General features: G+C 64.3%; 20 protein-coding genes. 5 read left to right on the plus strand and 15 right to left on the minus strand.

All coding sequences use genetic code 11. From position 1 onward, the window contains the following. From CKO40_RS14805 to CKO40_RS14830, 6 genes are all read right to left on the minus strand, one after another. Nucleotides 1-1428, minus strand: coding sequence for a UDP-N-acetylmuramoyl-tripeptide--D-alanyl-D-alanine ligase (locus CKO40_RS14805; protein WP_338074185.1), 1428 nt, complete (start codon nucleotides 1426-1428; stop codon nucleotides 1-3). 112 nt (nucleotides 1429-1540) lie between these two features. Beyond that, the gene (locus CKO40_RS14810; RefSeq protein WP_200347003.1) at nucleotides 1541-3316 is read right to left on the minus strand and encodes a peptidoglycan D,D-transpeptidase FtsI family protein; all 1776 of its coding nucleotides are present in this window, start codon (nucleotides 3314-3316) and stop codon (nucleotides 1541-1543) included. Next, nucleotides 3309-3608 carry a cell division protein FtsL gene (ftsL, locus tag CKO40_RS14815; RefSeq protein WP_200347004.1) on the minus strand — a complete coding sequence of 100 codons (300 nt, stop codon included), beginning with the start codon at nucleotides 3606-3608 and terminating at the stop codon, nucleotides 3309-3311. The genes CKO40_RS14810 and ftsL overlap by 8 nt, the downstream gene beginning before the upstream one ends. Next, the gene (gene rsmH, locus CKO40_RS14820) at nucleotides 3605-4537 is read right to left on the minus strand and encodes a 16S rRNA (cytosine(1402)-N(4))-methyltransferase RsmH (RefSeq protein ID WP_200347005.1); all 933 of its coding nucleotides are present in this window, start codon (nucleotides 4535-4537) and stop codon (nucleotides 3605-3607) included. The genes ftsL and rsmH overlap by 4 nt, the downstream gene beginning before the upstream one ends. A 74-nt stretch (nucleotides 4538-4611) precedes the next feature. Beyond that, entirely contained in the window at nucleotides 4612-5064 is a 453-nt protein-coding gene (mraZ, locus tag CKO40_RS14825; protein WP_200347006.1) for a division/cell wall cluster transcriptional repressor MraZ, read from the minus strand. A 602-nt stretch (nucleotides 5065-5666) separates the two neighbouring features. Beyond that, nucleotides 5667-6248, minus strand: a complete 582-nt coding sequence (locus CKO40_RS14830; protein ID WP_200347007.1) for a CIA30 family protein — start codon at nucleotides 6246-6248, stop codon at nucleotides 5667-5669. Between the two features lie 218 nt (nucleotides 6249-6466). On the opposite strand from CKO40_RS14830, the gene CKO40_RS14835 reads away from it, so the two are divergent. From CKO40_RS14835 to CKO40_RS14845, 3 genes are all read left to right on the plus strand, one after another. Further along, nucleotides 6467-6964 carry a methyltransferase family protein gene (locus CKO40_RS14835; RefSeq protein ID WP_200347008.1) on the plus strand — a complete coding sequence of 166 codons (498 nt, stop codon included), beginning with the start codon at nucleotides 6467-6469 and terminating at the stop codon, nucleotides 6962-6964. Nucleotides 6965-7114: 150 nt separating this feature from the next. Further along, the gene (locus CKO40_RS14840) at nucleotides 7115-9751 is read left to right on the plus strand and encodes a circularly permuted type 2 ATP-grasp protein (protein ID WP_200347009.1); all 2637 of its coding nucleotides are present in this window, start codon (nucleotides 7115-7117) and stop codon (nucleotides 9749-9751) included. After that, the gene (locus CKO40_RS14845) at nucleotides 9751-10644 is read left to right on the plus strand and encodes a transglutaminase family protein (RefSeq protein ID WP_200347010.1); all 894 of its coding nucleotides are present in this window, start codon (nucleotides 9751-9753) and stop codon (nucleotides 10642-10644) included. Before CKO40_RS14840 ends, CKO40_RS14845 begins: the two co-directional genes overlap by 1 nt. 72 nt (nucleotides 10645-10716) lie before the next feature. Here CKO40_RS14845 and CKO40_RS14850 read toward each other — a convergent pair whose 3' ends face one another. The 8 genes from CKO40_RS14850 to CKO40_RS14885 all read right to left on the minus strand — a co-directional run bounded on the left by CKO40_RS14850 (nucleotide 10717) and on the right by CKO40_RS14885 (nucleotide 19108). Next, nucleotides 10717-11619, minus strand: a complete 903-nt coding sequence (locus CKO40_RS14850) for an EamA family transporter (protein WP_200347011.1) — start codon at nucleotides 11617-11619, stop codon at nucleotides 10717-10719. 3 nt (nucleotides 11620-11622) lie between these two features. Continuing rightward, complete coding sequence (locus tag CKO40_RS14855; RefSeq protein WP_200347012.1) at nucleotides 11623-13140, minus strand: hypothetical protein; 1518 nt, start codon at nucleotides 13138-13140, stop codon at nucleotides 11623-11625. Nucleotides 13141-13194: 54 nt separating this feature from the next. Next, a complete protein-coding gene (locus CKO40_RS14860) occupies nucleotides 13195-13875 on the minus strand; it encodes an ABC-type transport auxiliary lipoprotein family protein (RefSeq protein ID WP_200347013.1) in 681 nt (226 codons plus the stop codon). Continuing rightward, a complete protein-coding gene (locus CKO40_RS14865) occupies nucleotides 13860-14978 on the minus strand; it encodes an MlaD family protein (protein WP_200347014.1) in 1119 nt (372 codons plus the stop codon). The genes CKO40_RS14860 and CKO40_RS14865 overlap by 16 nt, the downstream gene beginning before the upstream one ends. A gap of 15 nt (nucleotides 14979-14993) precedes the next feature. Then, a complete protein-coding gene (locus tag CKO40_RS14870; protein WP_338074186.1) occupies nucleotides 14994-15767 on the minus strand; it encodes an ABC transporter ATP-binding protein in 774 nt (257 codons plus the stop codon). A gap of 131 nt (nucleotides 15768-15898) precedes the next feature. Then, a complete protein-coding gene (locus tag CKO40_RS14875; protein ID WP_338074187.1) occupies nucleotides 15899-16717 on the minus strand; it encodes an MlaE family ABC transporter permease in 819 nt (272 codons plus the stop codon). Between the two features lie 19 nt (nucleotides 16718-16736). Further along, a complete protein-coding gene (locus CKO40_RS14880; RefSeq protein ID WP_200347016.1) occupies nucleotides 16737-18374 on the minus strand; it encodes a bifunctional GNAT family N-acetyltransferase/carbon-nitrogen hydrolase family protein in 1638 nt (545 codons plus the stop codon). Between the two features lie 437 nt (nucleotides 18375-18811). Next, complete coding sequence (locus tag CKO40_RS14885) at nucleotides 18812-19108, minus strand: hypothetical protein (RefSeq protein WP_242477067.1); 297 nt, start codon at nucleotides 19106-19108, stop codon at nucleotides 18812-18814. Between the two features lie 239 nt (nucleotides 19109-19347). On the opposite strand from CKO40_RS14885, the gene CKO40_RS14890 reads away from it, so the two are divergent. Both CKO40_RS14890 and CKO40_RS14895 read left to right on the plus strand, forming a co-directional pair. Continuing rightward, entirely contained in the window at nucleotides 19348-20454 is a 1107-nt protein-coding gene (locus tag CKO40_RS14890; protein WP_207173669.1) for an HD domain-containing phosphohydrolase, read from the plus strand. Next, nucleotides 20454-23030 carry an ATP-binding protein gene (locus CKO40_RS14895; protein ID WP_200347017.1) on the plus strand — a complete coding sequence of 859 codons (2577 nt, stop codon included), beginning with the start codon at nucleotides 20454-20456 and terminating at the stop codon, nucleotides 23028-23030. The genes CKO40_RS14890 and CKO40_RS14895 overlap by 1 nt, the downstream gene beginning before the upstream one ends. 125 nt (nucleotides 23031-23155) lie before the next feature. Here CKO40_RS14895 and CKO40_RS14900 read toward each other — a convergent pair whose 3' ends face one another. Continuing rightward, a complete protein-coding gene (locus tag CKO40_RS14900) occupies nucleotides 23156-24025 on the minus strand; it encodes a crotonase/enoyl-CoA hydratase family protein (RefSeq protein WP_200347018.1) in 870 nt (289 codons plus the stop codon). Nucleotides 24026-24592 lie beyond the last annotated feature (567 nt).

Below are 24592 nucleotides of genomic sequence, written 5' to 3' on the forward strand. Positions count from 1 at the left end.
TCAGGCGCCCTCCATGCGCGAGGGATGCGTGCACAGCGCGTCGGCGACCCGGTCCATCGCCGAGGCGCGCGACCCTTTGACCAGCAGGAGGTCCTGCTCGCTGGTCTCGGCAAGCAGGGTCTCGATCAACGCATCCTGATTCGCGAAGTGGCGGCCCTGGTCGCCGAAGCCCTCGGCGGCGTGCCGACTCAACGGGCCGACTGCGTAGAGCGCATCGATGCCTTCAGCGCGGGCGTTGGCGCCCATCTCGCGGTGCACGGCCGCGCTGTCCGGGCCGAGCTCGCCGAAGTCGCCGAGCACCAGCAGATGGCGACCGCCGTCACCTGCCTCGATTGCGGTCAGCACACTGACAGCGGCCAGGAGCGAGTCGGGGTTGGCGTTGTAGCTGTCGTCGATCAGTCGCGCGTTCGCGCTTGTGCGTCGCGGTTGCAGCCGGCGCGGAACCGGCACCAGCTGCTCGAGGCCGCTGCGGATCAGTACCGGGTCGATGCCGAGCGCGGTGGTGCCGGCGATCGCGGCGAGCGCGTTGCGCACATTGTGCGCTCCGGCCAATTGCAGGCCGATCTCGAGCGGGGCGCCGTCGATCGATGCAGTAAAGCGGGTGCGAAAGCCCTTCTCATCCCAGATCTGCGTGATGGCCTGCTCATCGGCCCGCACTTGGGCAGTTGGTCCGGTGCCGAAGGTGAGCAAGGGCCGCCCCTCGGCCAACTCCTCCCAGAGCGGGGTCCAGGGCACATCGGCCATGACCACGAAGGTGCCGTTCGCGGGCAGTCCGCGCGCGATCTCGCCCTTGGCGTGGGCAACCCCCTCGACACTGCCGAAGCCCTCGAGATGCGCGCGGCCGGCGTTGGTGATCAGTGCCACATCGGGGCGGGCGATATCGGTGAGGTAGCCGATCTCGCCATGATGGTTGGCGCCCATCTCGAGGATCAGGTAACGCTCATCGCGCGCCGCGAGCAATGTCAGCGGCATGCCGATATCGTTGTTGAGATTGCCTTGGGTGGCTCGAGTCGGCCCAGCTTGCGCCAGGATCGCCGCGGTCATCTCCTTGACGGTGGTCTTGCCGTTGCTGCCGGTGATTGCGATCAGCCGGGCATCGATCCGGTCACGCCAGGCTGCGGCGAGCTGGCCGAGCCCGAGGCGGGTGTCGTCGACGAGCAGCTGTGGAAGCCTGCCGTCGACGCGCCGCTCGACCATCGCCCCCACGGCTCCGTTGGCTGCTGCGTCGGCCAGGTAGTCATGGCCGTCGAAGCGCTCGCCGCGAAGGGCGATGAACAGCTGGCCACGACAGTCGCCCCGGCTGTCCGTGGTGACCCCTTCGAACGGCAGATCATCGCCAAGGAGCTGCCCCCCGATCGCCTGTGCCGACTCGCCGATCGTCCACATCGCCGTTCTGGTGGTCTGTTCTTGATCCGTACTTTGGGTCATTCGGACCGCCCTCGCGCCACTGCGCGGATCAGCCATTGCGCCTGTGCACGCCCTGCAAGGGCCTGCAGCCGCGCTTGAAGAGGGCCTCCGCCCGGCGCTGTCATCGACGCCTTCATCGCCCCGTCTCCGCGCTAGAGGTCAGGATCAGCGGATGCTTGGGGTCGTCAGGCGGTATGCTGTAAAGACGCAACGCAGCCGGCATCACATTGGCAAAGGTGGGTGCCGCGACCAGACCTCCGTAGTAATCCTCTCCGCCTGGCTCGTCGATCATCACCACCATGACGAAACGCGGCTGGCTGACTGGAGCCATGCCGACGAAGACCGATTGGTATTTGCCGTCGACATAGCCCTGCGGGGTTGCCTTCTTCGCGGTGCCGGTCTTGCCCGCGACCCGGTAGCCGGGGATCGCCGCTCGGCGGGCCGTGCCGTCCTGAGACACCACGGCCTCCAGCATGAGCCTGACGCTCTTGGCTGTTTCCGCCGCGAAGACGCGCTCACCCTCCGGGACGCGGTCCCGTCTGAACAGGGTGATCGGGCGACTGATGCCATCCGCTGCGAGGATGGCGTAGGCCTGGGCCAGCTGCAGAGTGGTGACGTTCAGACCGTAGCCGAAGGCAAGGGTCGCGTGCTCAAAGTCTGACCAGCCATCGTAGTGCGGGAGAAAGCCGGTCCGTTCGCCTGGGAAGCCGGCCTCCGTCTTTGACCCGAAGCCAATACGCCGATACAGATGCCAAAGGACCGATTGATCCATCTGTTGGGCGATCTTGACGATGCCGACATTGCTCGACTTGGCGATGATGCTGGTGGTATCGAGTTGGCCAAGGTTGCGGTAATCGCGCACGCGGTTGCGACCTACGCGCAAGAAGCCCGGGTCGGTGTCGATCCGGGTGTGCGGATGCACGACGCCGCGCTCGAGGGCGGCGGCGACCACGAAGGGTTTGATCGTCGAGCCGGGCTCAAGCACATCGGTCAGCGCGCGGTTGCGGCGCTGCTCGGCTGACTCGCGCCGGGGCTGGTTGGGGTTGAACGAGGGTTGGTTGACCAGTGCGAGGATCTCGCCGGTACGCACGTCCAGCAGCACTGCCGAGCCGCCGACGGCCCGATGCGTCTCGACGGCGCGCTTGAGCTCGCGGTAGGCGAGAAACTGTAGGCGCTGATCGACGCTGAGCACGATGTCCTCGCCGTGGGCGGGTGCGCGCAACTGCTCGACCTCTTCGACGATGCGTCGATGGCCATCCTGGATCACACGCCGTTTGCCGGGAGTGGCCTGGAGCTCGTCGTTGCGCATCAGCTCGATGCCTTCCTGCCCTTGATCATCGATCCCGGTGAACCCGATGAGCTGGGCAAAGATCTCGCCGCCCGGATAGAAACGGCGATATTCGGTCTCCATGCCGATGCCGCCGAGCCGATAGGTTTCGACGACGTCCTCGACAGCGCGCGCGCAATAGGGCTCGACCCGGCGCTTCAGGTACATGTAACGGCGCCCTTTCTCGGCGTCATCGCGAATCCTGGCTGCGACCTCGGCCTGCGGCTCCTCGAGCGCACGCGCGAGCGATGCGAGGGCGTCAGGGCGCTCGATCAGCAACTGCGGATCGGCCCAGATGGTCGAGACCGCGGTGCTCATTGCCAGCGGCTCGTTGTGGCGGTCCATGATGACGCCCCGTCTGGCCGGGATCTCGCGGTCGCGTAGGAAACGCTTCGCTCCTTGATTCTTGAGGAAGTCGGTCTCGACGACTTGGCGATAGAAGGCGCTTGCCGTGACGGACGCGAACGCCGTCAAGAGCAGCAGTCCCACGACCAGGCGTCTGCGGGTAAAACGCGGTGCCCGAGCGGTCGCACGGTCGGTTGGCCGGGCGTGAGAGGTGCGTTGGAAGTCAGCCCTAGTCATTGGCGGTGACCTCAACCACACGGAGCTCGCCGGCACGCGGGAGGTGCATCTTCAACGAGCGTCTTGCGGTCTGCTCCACGCGTGTGTGGGTACTCATTGCGGCCTCCTCGATACGCAGTCGGCCCCATTCGACGTCGAGCGCGTCACGCGCAGCGCGCACCGCCTGCAGGTCGACGAATTCGCTCCGCGTCAGATACTTGACATAGACGACGGCCGTTGCGCTGGCGACGACCGCCAGGCCGAGTAGGCCGATCCCGAGGAGTTGCGCGACGCCCCAACCGCTCGTGTTCATGGGCAGCGCTCCGCGACGCGCATGACCGCGCTTCGGGCACGCGGGTTCAGTGCGATCTCGGATGCATCCGGATGGATGGCGCGGCCGAGCACGCGCAACCGGCGGGGCAGCTCGTTGTCGCGCACCGGCACCCCTTTGGGTATCGCCGTCCCTTGCGCCTGCTCGCGGATGAAGCGCTTAACGATCCGATCTTCGAGCGAGTGAAAGCTGATCACGACGAGCCGGCCGCCGCCAGCGAGCAGGTCACAGACCTCGGCCAGGAAGGCGCGCAGCTCATCGAGCTCGTTGTTGATCCTGATTCGGATGGCCTGAAAGCTGCGTGTGGCCGGATGCTTGCCCGGCTCGCGCGTTGGCACGCTGCGCTCGATCAGTGCGGCGAGCTGGCCGGTCCTGGTGATGGCGTCCGCCGAGCGCGCCGCGACGATGGCGCGTGCAATTCGGCGCGCGAAACGCTCTTCGCCAAGCTCTTTTAAGACCTGCGCGATCTCCTGCTCGCCCGCTGCTGCAAGCCAGGCCGCGGCGGTGGGTCCAGCGCCGGGGTCCATGCGCATATCGAGCGGTGCGTCCTGATTGAAGCTGAAGCCGCGCTCGGCGGCGTCGAGCTGTGGCGATGAGACACCGAGATCGAGCAGGACGCCGCTGATGCGGCCCGCCCAGCCGCGCGCACGCGCAAGGCTGGGCAGCGCTGTGTAGCGCGCTTGTTCCAATTCAAACCGCGAGTCGTTCTGGGCGAGCACCGCGCCAGCATCGACGGCCTCAGGATCACGGTCCACAGCCAAGAGCCGCCCAGCGGTGCCAAGTCGGTCTAACACCGCGCGCGCATGACCGCCGCGGCCGAAGGTACCGTCGAGATAGATGCCATCTGCTTTGACTGCCAACGCTTGCATGCTCTCTGCCAATAGAACCGGTTTGTGCTCGTGCGACGTCATTGCTTGCGTAGTTCCCTCGCGCGGCGGCGTGGGCATGGTCTTCCGCGGGGAGACCGTTGGTTTCGTTTTGTCCGCTAGAACGAGAACGACGCTGTCTCCGGGTTTTCAGCCAGGCGCGAGAGGTCGACCTCCTCGGCTTCCTTGATCGTGGCCTGCCAAGCGGCCTCATCCCAGACCTCGAAGCGGTTGACCATGCCGACCAGGGCGACGCGCTTATCCAACGACGCGTATTCGCGCTGCGCTGGCGTCAGCAGCACCCGCCCCTGTGCATCCATCTCCACATCGTTGGCGTAGCCGATGAGTAAACGCTGCAATGCAGTGGTTTCCTTGAGGTGTGCCGGCATTGCGTTGAGCTTGCGTTCGAGCTCGGCGAAACCGGGCTCCGGATAGATCAGTAGGCAGCGCTGCGGGTGGGCGGTGATCACGAGGTGGGAATCACAGAGATGCGCAAGCCGTTCGCGCTGGCGCGACGGGATCGCGAGACGCCCTTTGGCGTCGAGGTTGAGAAATTGTGTCCCCCGAAACATGACCGGCCCCCCTCAGGCGGTCATCCCCCCTAAAACTCCACCTTCCCCCACTTTTTTCCAATGTTAAGAGGGGGGGCTGCTGCGGTCAAGCCGCTGACTCAGATTTTTTCTTTGCATGACAAGGCAATTAGGAGACTTTTCAAACGTTGTTTTTAACCTGCGATTAACCTTGTTTTTCTGAGACCTAGCGCGCTTCGTTCAATCAGGCGCTGACATACCGGCCCTACTGGCTTGGATGAAAGGGGCCGAAGGAGAGTCTTTGGCGCGAGGAGAGGCAACCGAATTCCCTTATGAGAGAACCGGTTGCGGCGGACTCTTTGAGTGGTGCCTATAATCGGCCGGAAGGAGGCAGCGCGGAATCCAGTCGCCGATCTGGGACTGCTCTTAGGCGATTTCTGTCAAAGCTCATACCGCCTTGCTGGTCTTTTCGCTCGCCTTCTTCGTCGCGCCGCCGGTCACATAGCCCGGCTATGCTCCCGGCGACGCTCCTCGAAGGCAAACGAACATCCTGCACAATTCGGTACGAGCTTTTCCGGCAATCGCCTTAGCGCCCCCTGTTACCGGCCACTGCTATGGCAGTGGCCGAACAGAGGCCTGTCGGCCTACTGTGCAGGTGGGTCTTGGTAGAAACCGATCTCGGCGATGCAGATGTCGGCGGACATCGCGCGTCCGATGGCGACGATGCCGAGGCGTTTGAGCCGCGCCGGATCGAGTGCCGGCACGAGCCGATGAGGATGGAAGGAGGCGAACGGCAGTCGATGCTCCTGCCACGCTGGTCCGGCCGTCATTGTCGCGCGGTAGGATTGCCAAGGAAGTCGCGTCGCGGGGGTCTTCAGGTGGACGTTGTACTCGGCATCGTTACCGCGCGCAACGAGGCGCACGCCATCGAATGCGCTGGCGTCGAGCAGGCCGGACCGACTGAGATCGAGATTGATCTGTACGAAGCCGCCGTTGTTCTCGAGACTGACGGCTCCACTCAGACAGAGTGCTCGTTGGCCGTCGACACTGCGGCGCTGCATCCGTGCATCGGAGACGCCGCCCATCACGCGATCGGTGACGAGGCGCCAATCGGTGCCGAGCCGCGAGGATGACGACTCGTCGTTGAAGTCGTCGATGAGGCCGTCGTTGTTGCCGGTCAGTGGGGCAGAGATCACGAGGAGGACGAGGGCGGCTAACTTGCGCATGACCACAGTTTGCGCAACTCGGCTGGATTGGTCCAGCGCCTGGTGAGCGTCAGCGAGTCGAGTCCTGCTGATGCGCGTCCCGAGGGGGCCGGGCAGGCCGCGGGCCGGGCCGGATCCTGACCGTTTCGTGGTCGGGGTGATAAATGGATGCGGGCGTGCTGTTCCGGCCGATGCGATACTGCGCCGATACGCTTGATGATCCGATAATGGAGCCCTTCATGAACGAACCCCGTGAGCAGCCGGGCCTCGGCCGGCGCGGTGAGATGCTCGTCGCGATCCAGTTCGTGCTGATGATCGTCTTTGCAGCGACCCCGGTCTGGCAGCCGGTTCTGTCATCATCACTGCTGTCCGATCTTTGGCTGATGCGGGTGATCCTCGCGACACCCTTTGCGCTGATCGCGCTGGCGCTCGGAGCGATGGGCTCCCACCACATCCGCGACTACCTGACGCCGCTGCCGTATCCGGTCGATCACAATCAGCTGATCCAGCATGGCGTCTACGGGATCGTGCGCCATCCCCTCTACTCCAGCCTGCTGAGTGCAGCCTTGGCCTGGATACTGTACTCGTTGAGTCTGTCCCACCTGCTGCTTCTGATCATTGGCTTCCTGTTCTTCGATTTGAAGGCGCGCAAAGAGGAGGCCTGGCTGACGGAGCGGCATCCTGAGTATCGCGAGTACGCCCAACGTGTCGCCAAGTTCATCCCCTATCTCTACTAGCCTCTCTCCTAGTCGGAGGGCCGCTGCGGGTTGCGCCGCACGCGCGCTGGACTGGGCTGGCATGGTCGAGTGCAGCGTCGCGTCATTCCGATTCGAGGCGGGACGGAGCCCCAGGACGCTGCCGCCCGTTGAGCGGCTACGGATAGGCTGATGGGACCCTCGCGTATCCAGGCGTCCGAGACCCGGCCACTGGTGGACGGCTATCGGCCTGCCGCCGGTCAGTTCGATGAGATGCGGACCAGTGATGGCGGGCTGCGCCCGCACTGGCAGTACCTGATCGATGCCCTGCGCGCGCTCGGTGCTGACGGGATCGACGGCCGCTGGCAGGAGGCGCGGCGGCTGGTGCGCGATAATGGCGTGACCTACAATGTCCATGGCGATCCCCAGGGTATGTCGCGGCCTTGGGAGCTGGACCCGCTGCCGCTGCTGATTCGCGGCGATGAATGGGCCAGCCTCGAGCGCGGACTGATCCAGCGCGCCGAGCTGCTGAACGCTGTGCTGTGCGACCTCTACGGCGCGCGCTCGCTGATCAAGAAGGGCGTACTGCCGCCGGAGCTGGTCGACGGGTTTCCCGGTTATCTCCTGCCCTGCTACGGCGCCCCGATGACCGATGATCGGCCGTTGGTGCTCTACGGCGCTGATCTGACCCGCGATGCGACCGGGGCCTGGCGTGTGATCGGGGATCGCACCCAGAGCCCGTCCGGCAGCGGCTATGCGCTCGAGAATCGGATCGTGCTCTCGCGCGTGATGCCGAGCGTCTTCCGCGACAGCCATGTGCACCGGCTGGCCGGTTTCTATCGTTCGGTGCGGCGCGCGATGGGCCGAATCGCGCCGGGGCAGGATGATCACGCCCGGATCGCAGTGTTGACCCCCGGGCCGCGCAACGAGGCCTATTTCGAGCACGCCTATCTGGCCAACTATCTCGGTTTCAGCCTGGTGCAAGGCAGCGATCTCTCGGTCCGCGACGGGGCCTTGTGGCTGCGCACCCTCGGGCGCTTGGAGCGGATCGATGCGCTGCTGCGCCGTGTGGACGATGGCCGCTGCGATCCGCTCGAGCTCAACGAGGACTCGCTGCTTGGCGTGCCCGGGATGCTGCAGGCCGTGCGCACCGGTAACCTGGCAGTCGCGAACGCGCTCGGCAGCGGGGTGCTCGAGCATCCGGGCCTGACCGCCTTCCTGCCGGCGCTGTGCGAGCATCTCCTCGGCGAGTCGCTGCTGCTGCCGAACCTCCAGACCTGGTGGTGCGGTCGACGCGAGGCACGTGATTTCGTGATCGCGAACCTGGATAGCTTGGTGATCAAGCCCGCCGACGGACCGGTGGGGCAGCGCTGTCTGTTCGGTGCCAAGCTCGACCGGGCGCAACGCGCCGAGCTGGTCGCGGCAATCCGACGCGAGCCGCATCGCTACGTCGCGCAGGAGCAGGTCCAGCCGTCGACGGCGCCGGCCTATATCGACGGGGCGTTGGCGCCGCGTCCCTTTGTCCTGCGCAGCTTCCTGGTCAGCGAGCAGGAGGGCTACGCGGTGATGCCGGGCGGTCTGAGCCGGATCGCGCTCGACCCCGAGACGCCGATGATCTCGAGCCAGCTCGGCGGGCTCGGCAAGGATACCTGGGTGCTCGCGAGCGAGCCCGAGCGTCAGGAGACCCTGATCGTCGCCCCGGATGCCAATGCCCCAACCAGTTTCCCGGCGGTGGTGCAGGAGAGCGAGGTCTCGTCCCGTGTGGCCGACAACCTATTCTGGATCGGCCGTTACGCCGAGCGCGCCGAAGGTCTGGTGCGGCTGCTGCGCATCCTGATCATCCAGCTCACCGAGCGCCCCATTGTAGCCGACGAGGGAGATGCCAGCTCCTGCCTGCGTCTGTTGTTGGCGGCGCTGACCCACCAGAGCCAGACCTACCCCGGCTTCATCGGCGAGGGCGCTGAAGCGCTGTTGCAGCAGCCGGTGCCAGAGGTCCTGTCGCTGATCAGCGATCAGCGGCGAGCCGGCGCGTTGCCTCAAACCCTGCAGGCCTTGGGGCAGGCGGCTTGGTCGGTGCGTGAGCGTCTGTCCAATGACACCTGGCGGGTGACGAACGATATCGAGCGCCGGCAGCGTCTGCTGACCCAAGTACCGCCGCGCGGTCTCGGCCGGGCGCTCGATCTGCTGGACCCGCTGATCACCTCGCTGGTCGCCTTTGCGGCGCTGACGCAGGAGAACATGACCCATAACGAGGGTTGGCATTTTCTCGAGACCGGCCGGCGCTTGGAACGCGCCTCGCATACGGCGTCGCTGCTGCGTGCGACGCTCGTCAGCGTGACGCCGGAGCCCGGCGAGTCGATCCTGATCGAGTCGGTTCTCGGGGTGACCGACAGTCTGATCACCTATCGTCGCCGGTATCAGGCCGGTACCCGGGTCGGGGCCATGTTGGACCTGGTGTTGCAGGATGAGGCGAACCCGCGCTCGGTTGCCTACCAGGTTGCGCGGTTGGCAACCTTGGTCGACGAGATGCCGAGAGACAGTCTGTCCGGGCGGCGAACACCGGCCCAACGGACGTTGCTGCGCCTGCTGACCGAGCTGCGACTGGCGGAGCTGGATCACTTGGCGCGCCCGAGCGAGGGCAGCACGCTGCGCGATGCGCTCGATGGCTTATTGGCCAATGTCGGGTCTTCGATCAGTGCGCTCTCGAATGCGATTACGGCCCAGTATTTCCGCCACGAGGAGCAACCACACCACCTGATCGGGCAGCGTCCGGAGGCGTGCGCGGCTGCGGCGCATGGATGCCGCGCAGACGAGGCAGGAGGGGGCTGATGAGGTATCAGGTCAAGCACGTGACCCGCTACGGCTATGGAGGGCCGGTCTCGCTTTGCCACAGCATTGCTCACCTGAAGCCGCGCGAGACCCTCTACCAGCGGTGCGTGGCGGCCAATCTGCGGATCAATCCCTGGCCTTCGGTGGTCCGTGAGCACCGCGATTTCTTCGGCAACCGGGTCAATTATTTCTCGGTACAGCAATCCCACCTGGAGCTCGAGGTGACTGCGACGGCCGAGGTCGATGTGCAGTCACCGCGCTGGCCGGTCGCCAAAGAAACCTTGCCCTGGGACCGGGTACGTAGTCAGCTGCAAAGCACGAGCTCCGCTGAAGGTCTGACCGCGCGGCTGTTCGCACTGCCTTCACCGGCTATCGTGCTCGATCCGGCAGCGGCCGATTACGCGCGTGAATCGTTTCCGCGAGGCCGGCCTTTGCTCGAAGCGGCCTTGGATCTGGTCCGCCGTATCCACCAGGACTTCGATTACGACCCGACCTCGACGACGGTCGTCACACCGCTCTCCGAGGTGCTCGCATCGCGGCGCGGTGTCTGTCAGGACTTCGCGCATCTGGCGATCTCGGCACTGCGGGGTCTCGGGCTCGCGGCCCGCTACGTCAGTGGTTACCTGGAGACCTTGCCGCCGCCGGGGCAACCCAAGCTGCGCGGCGCCGATGCCTCCCATGCGTGGCTGGCGGTCTATCTACCCGATGCAGCGCAAGGGGGCTCCTGGATCGATCTCGACCCGACCAACGACTGTCTGATCAGCGATCAGTACATCACCACCGCGATTGGCCGCGACTATCAGGATGTGACCCCAGTGCGCGGCGTCTTCTATGGTGGCGGTGAGCATAGCCTCGCCGTTTCGGTCGATGTCGATCGGGTCGATCCGGGTTGACCGACGCGGTGCCGATCTGGCATCGATGTCCCCTCACGCAGCGGTTCCCCGCAGCGTGCTGCGTGCTCGGGGCTACAGCTGGGTCAGCACGAACAACCCCAGCAGCATAATGGCGCTGCCGGCCAGTTTGACGCGGGTGCTGCCTTCGTTGAAGTACCAGCGTCCGATCAGGACCGAGAATAGGCCTGCGGTGCGCTTGACCGCCATCGCATAGCTGGCAAGCGTCATGCTCAGCGCGATCTGGTCGGCTAGGCGCATCAAAGCGAACAGGACGCCGAGCAGCAGCAGCGGTTTCACCTGGCGGATGAGCTGGGGCGGCAGCACCTCGCGATAGAAGCGGCGGTCCTGGATGCTGAACAGTGTCAAGAGCACGATCGGGTTGACGACGGCCACCACGACAGCGAACGAGAGGGGGTCGGAGCGTTCGATGCCGATCCGCCCGAGCGTCGAGGCCGTGGCGAAGCAGATCGTCGCCATCAGCGTGAAGAGACTGCCCGGGTTGGTGAAGAGCCGGACCAACGGTCGGTGCCAGTCTTCGTCGCTGGTGCCGAGCGCCAGCACATAACTGCCGGCGATCAACAGCCCGATCCCGGTGAAGCCGAGTGCGCCGGGCAGCGCATCGGTCAACAGCCACTCGATGATGATCACGAAGGCGGGTGTCAGGGTCAGGATCGGGCCGACCAGCGAGACCTCGCTGCGCTTGATCGCGATGTTCAGCGACCAGCCGCCGAGACCGGAGACCAGGCCGCCGATGAGCACGACGAGCAGATAGATCGGATCAGCGACTGGAAAATCATGGTGCCAGATCACCAGCGGTAGCGTGACCAGCAGGCTGGCCAAGTTGACATAGAGCGTCAATGCCCGCGCCGACAGGCTCAGGCTGAGGTGCTTGGTGACAGCGAGGCGCGACGCATGGAAGAACGCCGACAGCAGCGAGAACAGGAGCCACAGATGCGCGTAGGCGGCAAGCTCCATCGGCTAATCCGTCCAGCCGGTGCCCCGATCTCGGAAATGCCTGATCGGGCCGGGGCGCAGGCCTCCGTGACGGCCGGCGGCTGTGCCCAGCGCAGCGCTGTTGTAGCAAGCAAAGGCCCGTTGGAAATGCGCCCGCCGGTGCCAATCCCGCGTTGTGAAACGCCCTTGACCACGGACGACGCGCACGCTCGGCACCCCAGGCAGCGACAGCAGTCCGGCGCCGCCGATCCCGGAGAACAGCCGTGGTTGGATGCCGAGCAGCGGAGGCGTCTCGCCGGCCATCTCCGAACCCACGCCGTCAGCTCGGGCCGGGGCGAGCGGGAATGGGGCGAGGGTCAGGCTATAGCAGGGCTGGTTCAGCGTCATGCAGTGCTGACGCTGGGATGGCGTGGCGCGCTCCAGCCGCTGCATGGAGCGCTCGCCCAGGTTGCGCAGCGTGCTTGCCAGCTGGAGCAGATCCGCCTTCGAGGCCGCGCTGAGCTCGAGCGCCTCGAGGTTCGCCGCGATCTGCGGCAACGGCAGCAGCCGGTGTCGGTGCCACCGAGCCGGCGGCAGCGCGCTGCCGGTCATCGCGGACTGCAGCGCCTGCGCAATGTGGCCGATGCGGCCATGCAGCCGGCGGATCAGCTGCTCGAACGCCGGGTGCGCGAGCTGTTCCCAGCTTGGTAGGCGCAACAGGGCGCCGAGCGGAAGCTGACCGGAACAGACGGCGTTGGCATCCGGATGCAGCCAATCGCCGCCGAGCGCGCGCACCGCAATACCTAACGCGTCATCGCCGAGCTTGCCATCGGAAGTGTCCAGCCCGTCGTCGACGCGCGTGCGGTTGGCAGGACTCGGCCATGCGCTGTCGAGCACAGCATCCATCGCATGCAGCCCCTCGCCGAGCAGCCGCATGCCGATAAAACTCACGGGGTCGATGCATTGGCGGGCTAGAGAGCGGTCGGTCTGGTCGCCGAACCGGTGCGGCTTGCGCAGCGGTGCGAGCTCCGAGGCCCGCCAATAGATCAGATGGAGGTGGAAGCGCTTGAGGGCCTGGACGCTCTCACGATCTTGAGTGAAGGGGTCACAGTTCAGGGCCAGATGCAGTGTGCCGTCGGTGAGTCCGAACGCTTGACGGATTGCGGGCGTGCTGACGAAGCGGTGGAAGTTCGCCGCAGTTTGCCAGAGCAGGCGGGCCGTTTCGGCGGCCACTGTGCCCGGGTCTGCGCTGACGGGACTGCCGGCGGCCGGCGGCGAGACCTCGGTGAGCATCAGATCGAAGAGGGCATGCGGCGAGGCCTTATCGATCAGGGCGAGCTGCGCGGTTTCGTGCCCCCAGTCGGGCGCGGCGCGCTCGGCTGGCGTACCGCTGTCGTCTGCTGGCAACGCGGAGAGGTCCAGTCGCTGGATCGTGCGCCGCGCGAAGCGTTCTTCCAGGGTCGGTGCCGTTTTTTCGGCTAGTGTCAGCTCGAGCTCTGGCGGTGGACCCGGGATCTGCAACCGGTGCCAGGCGACGGGCATCTGCGCGAGCGCGGCGGGCATCAGGTGGGCGAATGGGTCAGCGGCGCGGGGCGAGGGCAATGGGTGGAAGGCGTCTCAGCGCATGTTCAGGGGTCTTGATGCGACCCGCTGTAGGTCGCGGCCGGCCGCGGTCAGCAGCCGTCCGGCCAGGCGATTAAAGGCCCGTACCATCGCATCGGGCGTGCTTGCGCCGACGGGCTCGGTGCCATCATAGGTCTTCGAGAAACGCGTCTGCCGGTCGTTGCCGACCAGGGTCAGGTTGAATGCGGCCGCGACCTGAGGCGGATCGGCGGTCGGCAGGTGCTCGAAACGGCTGAGCGTGCCGTTGAGCAGCAGGTCCGCCTCGGCGCGGTCCGCGATCGCGACCACGAACTCGAAGGCCCGGGCGTTGCGTAATGCGGCGATCAACGCCTCGGCCATCGCCCGTCCTGGTGGTTGCTCCCAAAGCAGGTTGTCGTAGCGTTGGATCTGCAGCGGCGCGTCGGCAGTGCGATAGACGATCTGGGTGCCGCCCAGGAATCCACGAGCCGCCAAGGGCGTCACCAACAGCGTGCCGGGAAGCACTCGCTGACTCGGTGGCAGGTCGACCTCGGGCTCCAGCGTATAGAAGCGCTCGGGCACCACAGGCCCCGAGCTTCCGCAGGCGGTCAGCAGGAACAGGAGCGACAGGCCGAGGAGCAGCACCGCAGGGCGAGACCGATCCCAGGACGGATCAGGTCGCTGACTGGCGTGCTGTTGGTTCAGCGCTCGAACCATGGCGTCGGGTCCTCCTCTTCATGGCCGCGCAGCAACGAGACCGGGTCCTCGCGCAGCTCGCGCGACAGGGCCGAGAGATTGCGCGAGGCGTCCTCGACATTGGTCAGGATCGGTGCCAGTGCCGCGGCGAGCTCCTGCAATGCATAGCGCGCGTCATTGAGCGAGCCCTGCAGGCTTGGACGGGCCGCCTCGACCGTCGCACTGAGCTGGTCGGCCAGCGCACCGTACTGACCGACGGCGGCCTGGATGTCGGCACTGCGTGACGGCAGGGTCTCCGAGACCACGGCGAGATTCTCCGACAGGGTCTGCACGGCTGTGAGGATGGCCTGGATCTGCTCGGGATCGACGCTTTGCTCGATATCGCGGCTGAGCTGGGTCAGGTTCGTGACCACCGCGGTCAGATCCCGGGCGACCTCGCTGCCTGCACCGCCCGCAATGCCGTCCGCGCCCTCCTCATCGGTCTCTGCATCGTCGCGGAACAGTGCCAGCAGGCCTTGGATGCGGTCCTGAATCCGGGTCAAGGTCGGCCGGATCGTCTTGTCGAGGGTCTGCTGCGCCTGAACGAGCGTCGACTGGACCTGGGTCACCAGATCCGGCGCTCGGGGGACCGTCGCGAGCGGGCTGCCCGGCGCGAGGGTTTCGGGCTGGGTGCCGGGGATGATCCGCAGCACATTGCCCCGCAGCAGACCGGCCGATGCGAGCTGCACGACGCTGCCCGCCGGCAGCGACCAGTCCGGCTGCAGGCTCAGGGTCGCCCGGAAGCAGGGCAGCGTCGGTGCCCTGGGGTCGGTCGGTTGCGGGCACTGGCCGCGATCGGGGTCGCCCACGAAGACCGGCTCGAGCGCACGCACGCGGCCGATCACATAGCCCTCCAGCATCACGTCCATGCCGCTGTCGAGGCCGTCGGCCTCCAGGAAATAGGCCCGGAACGGATGGCCGATGAGCAGTCCGGGCGCCAGCAGCGTCATCACGCCAACCACGACGGCGGCCATTGCCAATACGAACAGGCCGGCGAGCGCCAGATCGCGGCGCCGGCCGTGGGCCGCGCGCTTGCCAGGAGCGCTCAGCTCGGGTGGCGAATAGAGACGGTTCAACCTGGACATCGTGGGCTCGGGTGCTCAGGGATGGCCCTCGAGGAGGGTCCGCAGCTCGAGGTCGGCTGCCTTGCGTCCCTCGAGATCGGTTCGGGTGCCATCGAACAACAGTCGACCGCGGTCGAGCACCGCAACCCGGTCGCCGGGTGCGATCAGCTCGAGCAAGTTGTTCTCGGTCGCGATCAGGGTCAAGCCCTGGGCCTCGCGCTGAACCCGGAGGATCGCCAGGATATCGCGCAGCGCCGGTTGATCGAGTCCGTCGCTCAAGCCATCGCAGATCAGGAGCTCGGGCCGGTTGATCAGGGCGCGGGCGAGCTCGGCGCGACGGCGCTGGCCGAGCGAGAGCGCGCGCGGATAGCGGTGCTCCATGCCGTCGAGCTGCAGCTGGGTGATCACCAGCCTGGCCGCACGCGCGAGGTCTCCGGGGCTGTGTGGCCGTGCCCGCAGCGGCAGCAGCATGTTCTCGAGCACGCTGAGCTCGTCCAACAAGGAGCCGCCCTGGAGCAGCGCGCCGACGCGCCCCCGCAGCCGGTTGAGGCGGGCATCGTCGAGTCGGGTCAATTCTTTGCCGAACAGCCGGATACGCCCGGCCGAGGGTTGGTCCAATCCGAGCATCAGGCGAAGGCTGAGGCTCTTACCGGCGCCATTAGGGCCGAGCAGGAGTAGGGCTTCGCCCTGCTCGACGCGGAGCGTGAGGCCATCGAGTGCGCAGCGGCCGTTCACATGCTGGAAGACGCGCTCGAATTCGATGAGCGCGCCCCGGCCGGCGCCGGTTTTTACCTCCGTTTGCGGGTCCACTTGAGCCTCCATTCGAGCGCCTGTTCGACTCTTTCTTCGAGTGAAGCGATGTCGTCGTCCGTCGGCAGGTTCGGCTGGTGCATCACTGCGGGCATGGTCGCAGCGGTGAAGCAGGCCTCGGGCGAGCGCGTTCATGACCAGGGTGCCAGCACGAAGGCGAGGTCGATTAACAGGATTGCGGTGACGGCCGCGATCATGGTGTCGGTCGCCGCTTGCCCGACCCCGCTCGCATCGCGACCGGCCGCACTGCCGTTAGCGGTCGCGATCAACGCGATCACCACCGCAAAGAGGAGCGGCTTGCTCAGGGCCTCGAGCAGATCGAGCGGGTCGAGCGCTTGGCGCAGGGCCTCCTGAAACAGATACAGCGGCACATCGGCGACCACGGCCAGCCAGAGCAACGCGGCGCCGAGGGCGACCAGACTACCCCAGACCGTGAGCGCGAACGACATCGCCAGCATGGCCGGCAGCACGGCCCCGGTCGTGAATTGGATCGGGTTGAGGCCGCTGACCAGCAGACCGTCGATCTGGCCGCTCGAGACCAGACTGGCCTGGCGCGTCGCGAGCGCGACCCCGGCCCGGCCGGCCACCAGCACGCCGACCAGCAATGGGGTCAGCTCCACCACCACGGCGTAGATGATCGGCACCAGGACGAGCTCGGGCAGGTTGACCCAGCCTAGCGTCTGTGCGGCCTGTTGGCCGAGGATGATGCCGACGGCCGCGGCGACCAGGCTCAGGGCCGGAAGCACCGAGAGGCCAGCTTGTCGCAGGGCCGCGGCGAATGCTGGCAGATCGAATTGCGCCCGGCCGATCAGGATCGCGAGGTAGAGCTGGGCGCAGAGCTTCAGCGTCATGGCCGCCAGGCCGAGCCGCTCGAGCCCGTTTAGCTTGACGCGAGGGGTGATTGGCCCGGGTCCCCCGGTCGGGCCACGGCCGAAGACGGTCAGGTTCACGTTGCAGGTTGGGCTCGGGCTAGCCTTCGCGCCAGATCGTGGTGTAGAGGTCGTGGCGGCGGTCCTTCAGGTTCTGCACGGTGCCGGCATTGCGCGCCTCGCGCAGCGCCTTGAGCCCGAGATCGGCGAAAGCGACGGTCTCGACGTTCGGGCTGGTGTCGGCGGCGATCCCGTCGCGGGCGAACGGGAAGTCGCAGGGGGTCAGGATGCAGCTCTGCGCGTACTGGATATCCATGTTGGCGACGTTCGGCAGATTCCCGCAGTTGCCGGAGAGCACGACGTAGCATTGATTCTCGACCGCCCGCGCCTGGCTGCAATAGCGAACGCGCAGATAGGACTGGCGCTCGTCGGTGCAGAACGGCACGAAGATGATGTTGGCGCCTTGGTCGACGAGGTGCCGGGCGAGCTCGGGGAACTCGGCGTCATAACAGATCAGCACACCGATCGGGCCACAGTCGGTATTGATCGCGGCGAGCTCATTACCGCCCTCGATGTTCCACCAGTAGACCTCGTTCGGCGTCGGGTGGATCTTGGCCTGCTCATGGACCTCGCCATCGCGCAGGCAGATGTAGCAGATGTTCTCGACCCGTCCGTTGTCCATCTTGGTCGGATGCGAGCCGCCGATGATGTTGATGTTGTAGCGCATCGCCATCTCGCGCAGCGCGTCCTTGATCGGATCGGTATAGCGGGTCAGTGCCTCGATGGCCTCGGCCGGCGAGAGCTCCTGGTCCTCCATCGACAGCAGTTGCAACGAGAACAGCTCCGGGAAGACACAGAAATCGGCGCGATAGTCAGCGGTGACATCGACGAAGTAGCGCAGCATGTCGAGGAACTCGTCGAACGAGCGCACCCGACGCTGCTGATACTGCACCGTTGCGACCCGCACCGTGTCCATGATCCGGCCGCCGTAGTGCTTCGCGCGGGCCTCTTCTTCCTCGTCCGGCGCGTGCGGGTTGCGCCAGAGCAGATGGACGCCATAGCCGCGCGACTGCTTGTCCTCGGGCCAGTACCCCGGCATCAGCCCGATCACATGGAAATCGTTGCGCAACTGGAAGGTCAGCACCGGATCGCGCTCGCGGCCCTCGACCACCGCATCGACATAGGCTTGCGCGTTTTCGTACCGATTCTCATCGCGCGTCAGTGCATCATCCAGGCTCGGCAGGCGTCCACCGTAGATGATCCCCTTCAGCGCCAGTGACTGCACGAGCTTCTTGCGCTCGTCGTAGAGGCGTTGGCCAATGCGCAGGCCGCGGAAGTCTGGGTCGACGCAGACCTCCATCCCGTAGAGGTAGTCGCCGTCGGGGTCGTGCCGTGACGCATAGCCGCCGCCGGTGATCCAATTCCAGTCGTGCGGCTTCAGTGCCGCATTGCCGCTGATCAGGAAGCTCGAGCAAAAGCCGATGATGCGGCCGCCTTCTCCTTCCTGGTACTCGGCGACGAACTGGCCTTCGGCGAACTTGTTGATCTGGCCGCGCAGCATCGATGCGGTGTAGCTCGTGACACCGCTGCCGGCATAGGCGCGCGCAAATAAGGCGCGGATCGCGGGCACATCGCGCGGGGTCGCGTTGCGGACCGTGAGCTGAGCGAGACCATCGATCGCTGGGTCGGACAGATCCGAGGTGGTCGTGAAGGGGTCTGTTCGGGGCGGGGAGTGCATAAAGGAACCCGTGTTGTCCGGTAGTCGTCGAGCTGTCTAGCATACGCATTGCGCTTGATGCGAGCCTCTTGAATCGGAGCCCAGCAATCCTATGAGCTGATCGGGCCGACCGCGTTTAGGATGATACGGTCCCAAGCGCATCATCCGCTTCGATGAGCATCGCCACGACCGCCGGTCAGACCAGCTGCTCGTGATCTCGCCGATGATCGATGCGCGCGGCCAAGGTCGCGGAGAGGCTTGGGATCGAGGACCTTGATCATCGCCTGATCCCATACCCTAGCATAGCGACCAATAATGAAGTATTTAAGGCTGCAGAATCAGAGGCTTGCCTTGTTGCCTTGTTGCCTTGTTGCCTTTGCCCTGAGTCCAGCCGCTGCAGCTGGACCAAGGCGTGATCAAGGCCGAGCGGAGATCACGAGGATCTGCAGGGTTGACTGCTAGCCCGCACGATCCTGCGGTATCAGGCCGTTCCTCTTGAGCGCCACATGGACCTTGCGGCTCGTGTTGCCTAGGCGCGAGAGGTCGCCGAAGTGCGGTGTCTCGCCGGCCTCCAGGCGCTGCTCCCAGGCGCTGAGCTCGCCGTCGAGGTACTCGAGCAATTTCATTGCGCAGCCATTGCATTCGCCGCTGCAGACCTGGCTCGCTGGTGCATCGAACGGGATCGCTGCGCGCACCTCGGCGATCAGCTGATGCATCGCGGTGCGGGTGTCGGGTTTGCGCGAGTCGAGACTCATACTCGTTAGGCCCCTCTTTGATGACCCCAAACCGTCAAGAGAATGCAAGGTGTCAGCGTCTGCGAATATAAGCGCCAGTTGATGCGATTGCGCTGGCGGTGCAACGACGTCAGCTTGAGCAACATCACCTATAATCACCAACCACGAGTGTCCCACAGCGCCATGACATTAACCGCCCGCCGCGACAATCGCGCTATCGTTCACTTATCTGGTATCGCTGACCGCAGCCGGAGGCATCAATGCCGCTAATTACCCCGACGATCGTAGGGCAAAGGACCTCAGTCGTCGTGGTCGATGACCAAACAGCCGGTCGCAAGATCCTTGCGCGTTTGATACGCAGCATTGATGAGACGATCGACGTCTCGACCTTCAGCGATGCCTCGACAGCGCTAAGGTTTATTCAAGCGACGATCCCGGACCTCATCATCACCGACTACTTGATGCCCGAGATCAATGGGGTCTCCCTGATTCGCCGTGTGCGTTCGCTGCCACGCTGTACCGATATTCCGATCATCGTGGTCACGGTCGTCGAAGATCGACAAGTCCGCTACGAGGCCCTCGATGCCGGCGCGACCGACTTTCTTAACCGCCCGATCGACCAGCACGAGTGCCGTGCGCGCTGCCGCAACTTGCTGACGCTGCGACGCCAACAACGCATTATTACTAACCGCGCCAAATGGCTGGAAGAACAGGTTTCGATCGCGACCGGAAAGATCGCGGAACGGGAGCAAGAGACACTGCTGCGCTTGGCGCGGGCCGGTGAATACCGTGACGAGAACACCGGGAACCATGTCGAGCGTATGGCCAGGTACTGCAGCCTGATCGCGCACAGACTGGGTCTCAGTCCGGGTGAATGCGAGGCGATCGAGCGCGCGGCGCCAATGCATGACATCGGCAAGATCGGAATCCCCGATCACATTTTGCTTAAACCTGGCCGCCTGACACGGGAAGAGTTCTCGGTCATGCAGCAGCACTCACAGCTCGGCTACGAGATCCTGCGCGGCAGTCCGTCGTTCTACCTGCAGCTTGGCGCGACCATCGCCCTCAACCACCACGAGAAGTTCGACGGTAGCGGTTACCCATCGAGTCTCGCGGGTGACGCGATCCCTCAGTCTGCACGAATCGTCGCCGTCGCCGATGTGTTCGATGCGCTGACCACCGTCAGGCCCTACAAACGCGCCTGGTCCATCGATCAGGCCACCGAGTACATCAAGGGCCTGGCTGGAAAACACTTCGACCCCGACTGCGTGCAAGCGTTTTCGGACTGTCTGCCTCAGATCGAGACAGTCCGGGAACAGCTCGCCGACGAATGTGACACCGTCCACCAACAACAGGCCGGCGCTTGATGGACAGCAGCCGATGGCGTGGCAGGCTGATTCGTCGCGCCCTCACCGGTTGGCGTCACTTGCGTCCGCCAGCAACGCGTAAAGGGACCAGCGATACGAGGGCCGATTTCGAGCAGGCCATCATTCGCGTCGTGATCGGCGCATCGGTGATCATCTACCTGTTGGCGACCCTCGCATTGGATTCGCTTCCGGGCGCCAGCCGGGTCCTGTTTTGGGGCGCCACGGGTTTCTTTGTATCAGCCACTGCTATCTTGTTGCTGTTGTTGCGCGGCGCAGGCCCATCGCGGTGGCGTCGCTATTTCGGTATCTGTATCGATATCAGTGGTATCTCGGTTTCGATGCTATTGGCGGGCGAGTCCGGTGCACCATTACTCGCTCTCTATCTTTGGGTCATTCTCGGCAACGGATTCCGCTACGGTGTGCACTACCTTGCCGTCGCAACGCTCGCAAGCTTGATCGGGTTCTCAGCGATCGCGTTCTATTCTGAGTATTGGTCAGTACACCCATTCTTGAGCGCGAGTCATCTTCTCGTGCTGGTGCTGATCCCCGGATACGTCTCGGTACTGCTTGCTAAACTGCAGCGGGCTATGCGCCAGGCCAATGCGGCGAACGCCGCAAAGAGCCAGTTCCTTGCCAAAATGAGCCATGAGCTGCGTACTCCGCTCAACGGGGTCATCGGCATGAGCGACTTGTTGGCCGACTCCGATTTGGGGCCGCAAGAGCGGGAGTTCGCGCGCACAATTCACAGCTCCGGCGAAATCCTGCTCGGCATCATCAACAACATCCTCGATTTTTCGAAGATCGAGTCCGGCCGTTTGCCCATCGAGCACGCCGAGTTCGATCTCTATCAACTCCTCGGCGAAACCGTCGCCATGTTCATGCCGCAAGCGCAGAAAAAAGGTCTCGCGCTAAAGAAACGTATTGACCCACAGGTACCAAGTCGTCTGCTTGGCGACGCGTTCCATATCCGTCAAGTGCTGACGAACCTTCTCGGCAATGCAATCAAGTTCACCGAGGTCGGGTCGGTCGAGGTCAAGTTGTGGTGCACCGGTGAGCAGGATGCGAGCGACCGCGTGCGTCTGCGCTTCGAGATCAACGACACCGGCATCGGCATCCCATCCGACCAGCAAGGGGCAATCTTCGAGAGTTTTCGCCAGGCAGACCCGCGAATCGCTCAGCGCTACGGCGGCACGGGGCTCGGCACGTCCATTGCCAAAGAGTTGACGCACCTCATGGGGGGCCGCATCGGCTTCACCAGTACCGAAGGAGAAGGCTCGCTGTTCTGGTTCGAGCTCCCTTTGGACAAGGCTCTAGCACCCCGCAATGAGGGTGAGCTGGCGGGTCAGCACGCGCTCATCGTCGGGCGGACCCGTTCGGCGAAACCGATTGCCGATGCGCTGGTGGCGATGGGCATTGAGGCGACCACTGTCCGTTCTCCGTCTGAAGTCGAGCGGAGCGTCAGCGAGGGCGTCGCATCGGCTCGCGCGACCGACATCCTGCTCGTGAACGAAGCAGACTTCGAAACGGCCGAGCTCCACGAGATCGCCTCCATTGCGACTAAGCAGCCGAACCTCGTCTGCTTGCTGCTTCGCCCAGACGAGAAGACGGAGCCCGAGCCTTTTGCTCATCCTGAATTCGAAACCGTCCTCCGTCTTCCTTTGGTCAATCAAGAGCTTGCGAATGCGGTGCTGGCGTCACGCAGCATGGCCGCAATGCCCGAGAACGTGGTTTCTCTGGCGGAGCACTATCGGCGCGTCTCAACGCAAGACCAGGGGCCGTTGTGCATCCTCGTTGCCGAAGACAACGAGACGAATCAGCGCGTATTGCGTGCGATCCTCGAGCGTGCCGGGCACTCCCTGACACTGGTTGAGGATGGGGAAGCTGCGCTCGACAAGCTGCAGCAGGGCGATGAGCAATTCGATCTCCTGTTGCTCGACCGTAATCTGCCCGGGCGCAACGGTCTCGACGTCTACCGCGCGCATCGGTTCATGCGACCGAGTGGCAAGATCCCAACCATCATGCTCTCCGCCGATGCGACCGAGCGATCGATCAGCGAATCGCTCGCCGCCGGTATCGACGCCTATCTCACGAAACCGGTCGAGAGCCGGAAGCTTCTTGATACCATCGCGCGACTCACGGACAGGCCGGCGGCGGATGACCAACAGCCTCGGCCGCGACCTCCCTCGGCGCTCAGCCCGGAAACGAACCCTCCCCTCCTTGATCAAGGCACAATTGCGACCCTCCGCGAGCTCGACGAGGACGGCGAGTTCTACTCCGACCTGATCGCCGGCTTCAGCCATGACGCAGAGAATGCGCTGAGCGAGATTGCGTCTGCACTCGAGGACGGGGACTATCCTCAGCTACGCCGAGCACTTCATGCCCTTGACGGAAGTGCAAGAGAGCTTGGGGCCTTGCGTCTCGTTGCAATCTCGGCGGAGCTCAAGACGCTGAAGCCGTTCGAACTCTCATCGCCGAACGCAAGAGAGTTGCTGACAAGGCTGATGAACGCAAAGAACGAGACCTTAGAAAGCCTTTATCAGCGGGACGCGGCACTTCAAGACGATCAGGTGACATGAGGGTCGCAGGGTATTTGGACAGAAATGCGCGCAGTGAAGTCGCGATCCCTCCGCGAACCGGGAAGACGGCGGCGCGGCCGGAAGATAAATGCTGCCAGCCACTCCGCCTTCTGCACTGACTCTCTTTAGGCTACCTTCTCTGTTTCTCGGCTGCCGCGAGCTTGCCGAGCCACTAAACGATCCATCATCTTGAGATCGCGCGCTTCCAGCCTAAGCGCTGCATCCACCCATATCCGTACGATCTTATCGAGCTCCTCGTACGTAATCGGGTTGATGCTATCCCGAGCCTGACGTAACGCGGTGAACCCGTTTCGCGCGCGGTTCTCCCGCTTGATGTAGTCGTAGACAGCCAACTCACCTTCGCCATCATCTGCGATAACGTCGACGACGCCCATCGCGTGCAATTCTTCAGCCTCATAGACCTTGCCGCTCAGGATCAGCCGTTGGGCAAGACTCGTCCCGATCCGGCGTGATAGAAGGCTGAACGCGCCCATACCTGGGAAAAGATTGAATAAAATCTCTGGAAAACCGAACCGAGAGTGCCGCTCAGCGATCAAGACCTCACTTGACAAGGCCGCCTCAAAGCCACCGCCGAGCGCCTCACCTTGGATCAGACTAATGGTCGTCACATCACTGTCGAAGCCCGTCATGTTCGCGTACAGCACATCAATACAGCGCCGGGCATAGGCATACAATCGCTCGGCGTCACCTGCGAAGATCAGTTTACGAAAAACATCGAGATCACCGCCCAGGTTAAAGACGCCGGGGGTCAATGACGCCGTGACGTGATAACGTAGCTTCTTTTCAGGTGCCTGGCACCGCAGATGGCTTGCCCAACGGTTCAGTTCTTCAAGGAGCTCCGGCGTGAAGCAAGGGCGCGGTGCTGCATGCATGTAGCACCAGACGATAGCGTTCTTGGCATCTTGATGCAGGGTGAGATGCTGATATTCAGCCGAGCGGTTGCTTTCCGGAAACTTGCGGACGGCTTGGTTCATCGATGACATAGTATTCATTGGAGACTTCACTGCAGCAGAACGTTTTACAAACCCAGAACCTTTCGCATCAGGACAGTTCCGGATCGATCATGAACTGCAGCACGAATGACCCGAGGCCGCTAGGAACCCGGCAGCCCTGTGCGTTGTAGCCCTAGTGAATGTTTCCTCCCGCTCACCGAAACCACCTGATGCGGGCCATCCCAAGCCTCAAAACATTGTAGTACTGCGTCTCGTTTCGATACGTGCGCCATTCCGCTCTTATCGAAATGCTCTCAACAATGCCCGCGAATTGCGTAAGCGATTTCAACGCCTCGCGCCAATGGCGCATCGAGCTGGACGCGGCCGTTGATCGAGGATTATGCGGTGATGAACCTGGAGACCTGGAATCGGTCTCTGCCGCACCTGCCGATTTTCCGGTTGCGCGCGGAGAGACTGTCCCAGGTTTTCTTGGCGAGGAGCAGCTTCTCGTCAAGGGACCAGGCGGCGGGCTTCGTTGATCAGATGTCTGGCCTGCATGACGGGGCTCCATGGATTGGTGCGGTGCGGAACAGGTGCCCAGTGGAGGGA

Origin of the sequence: Halochromatium glycolicum (genome assembly GCF_016584085.1) — a bacterium.
GTDB lineage: Bacteria > Pseudomonadota > Gammaproteobacteria > Chromatiales > Chromatiaceae > Lamprobacter > Lamprobacter glycolicus.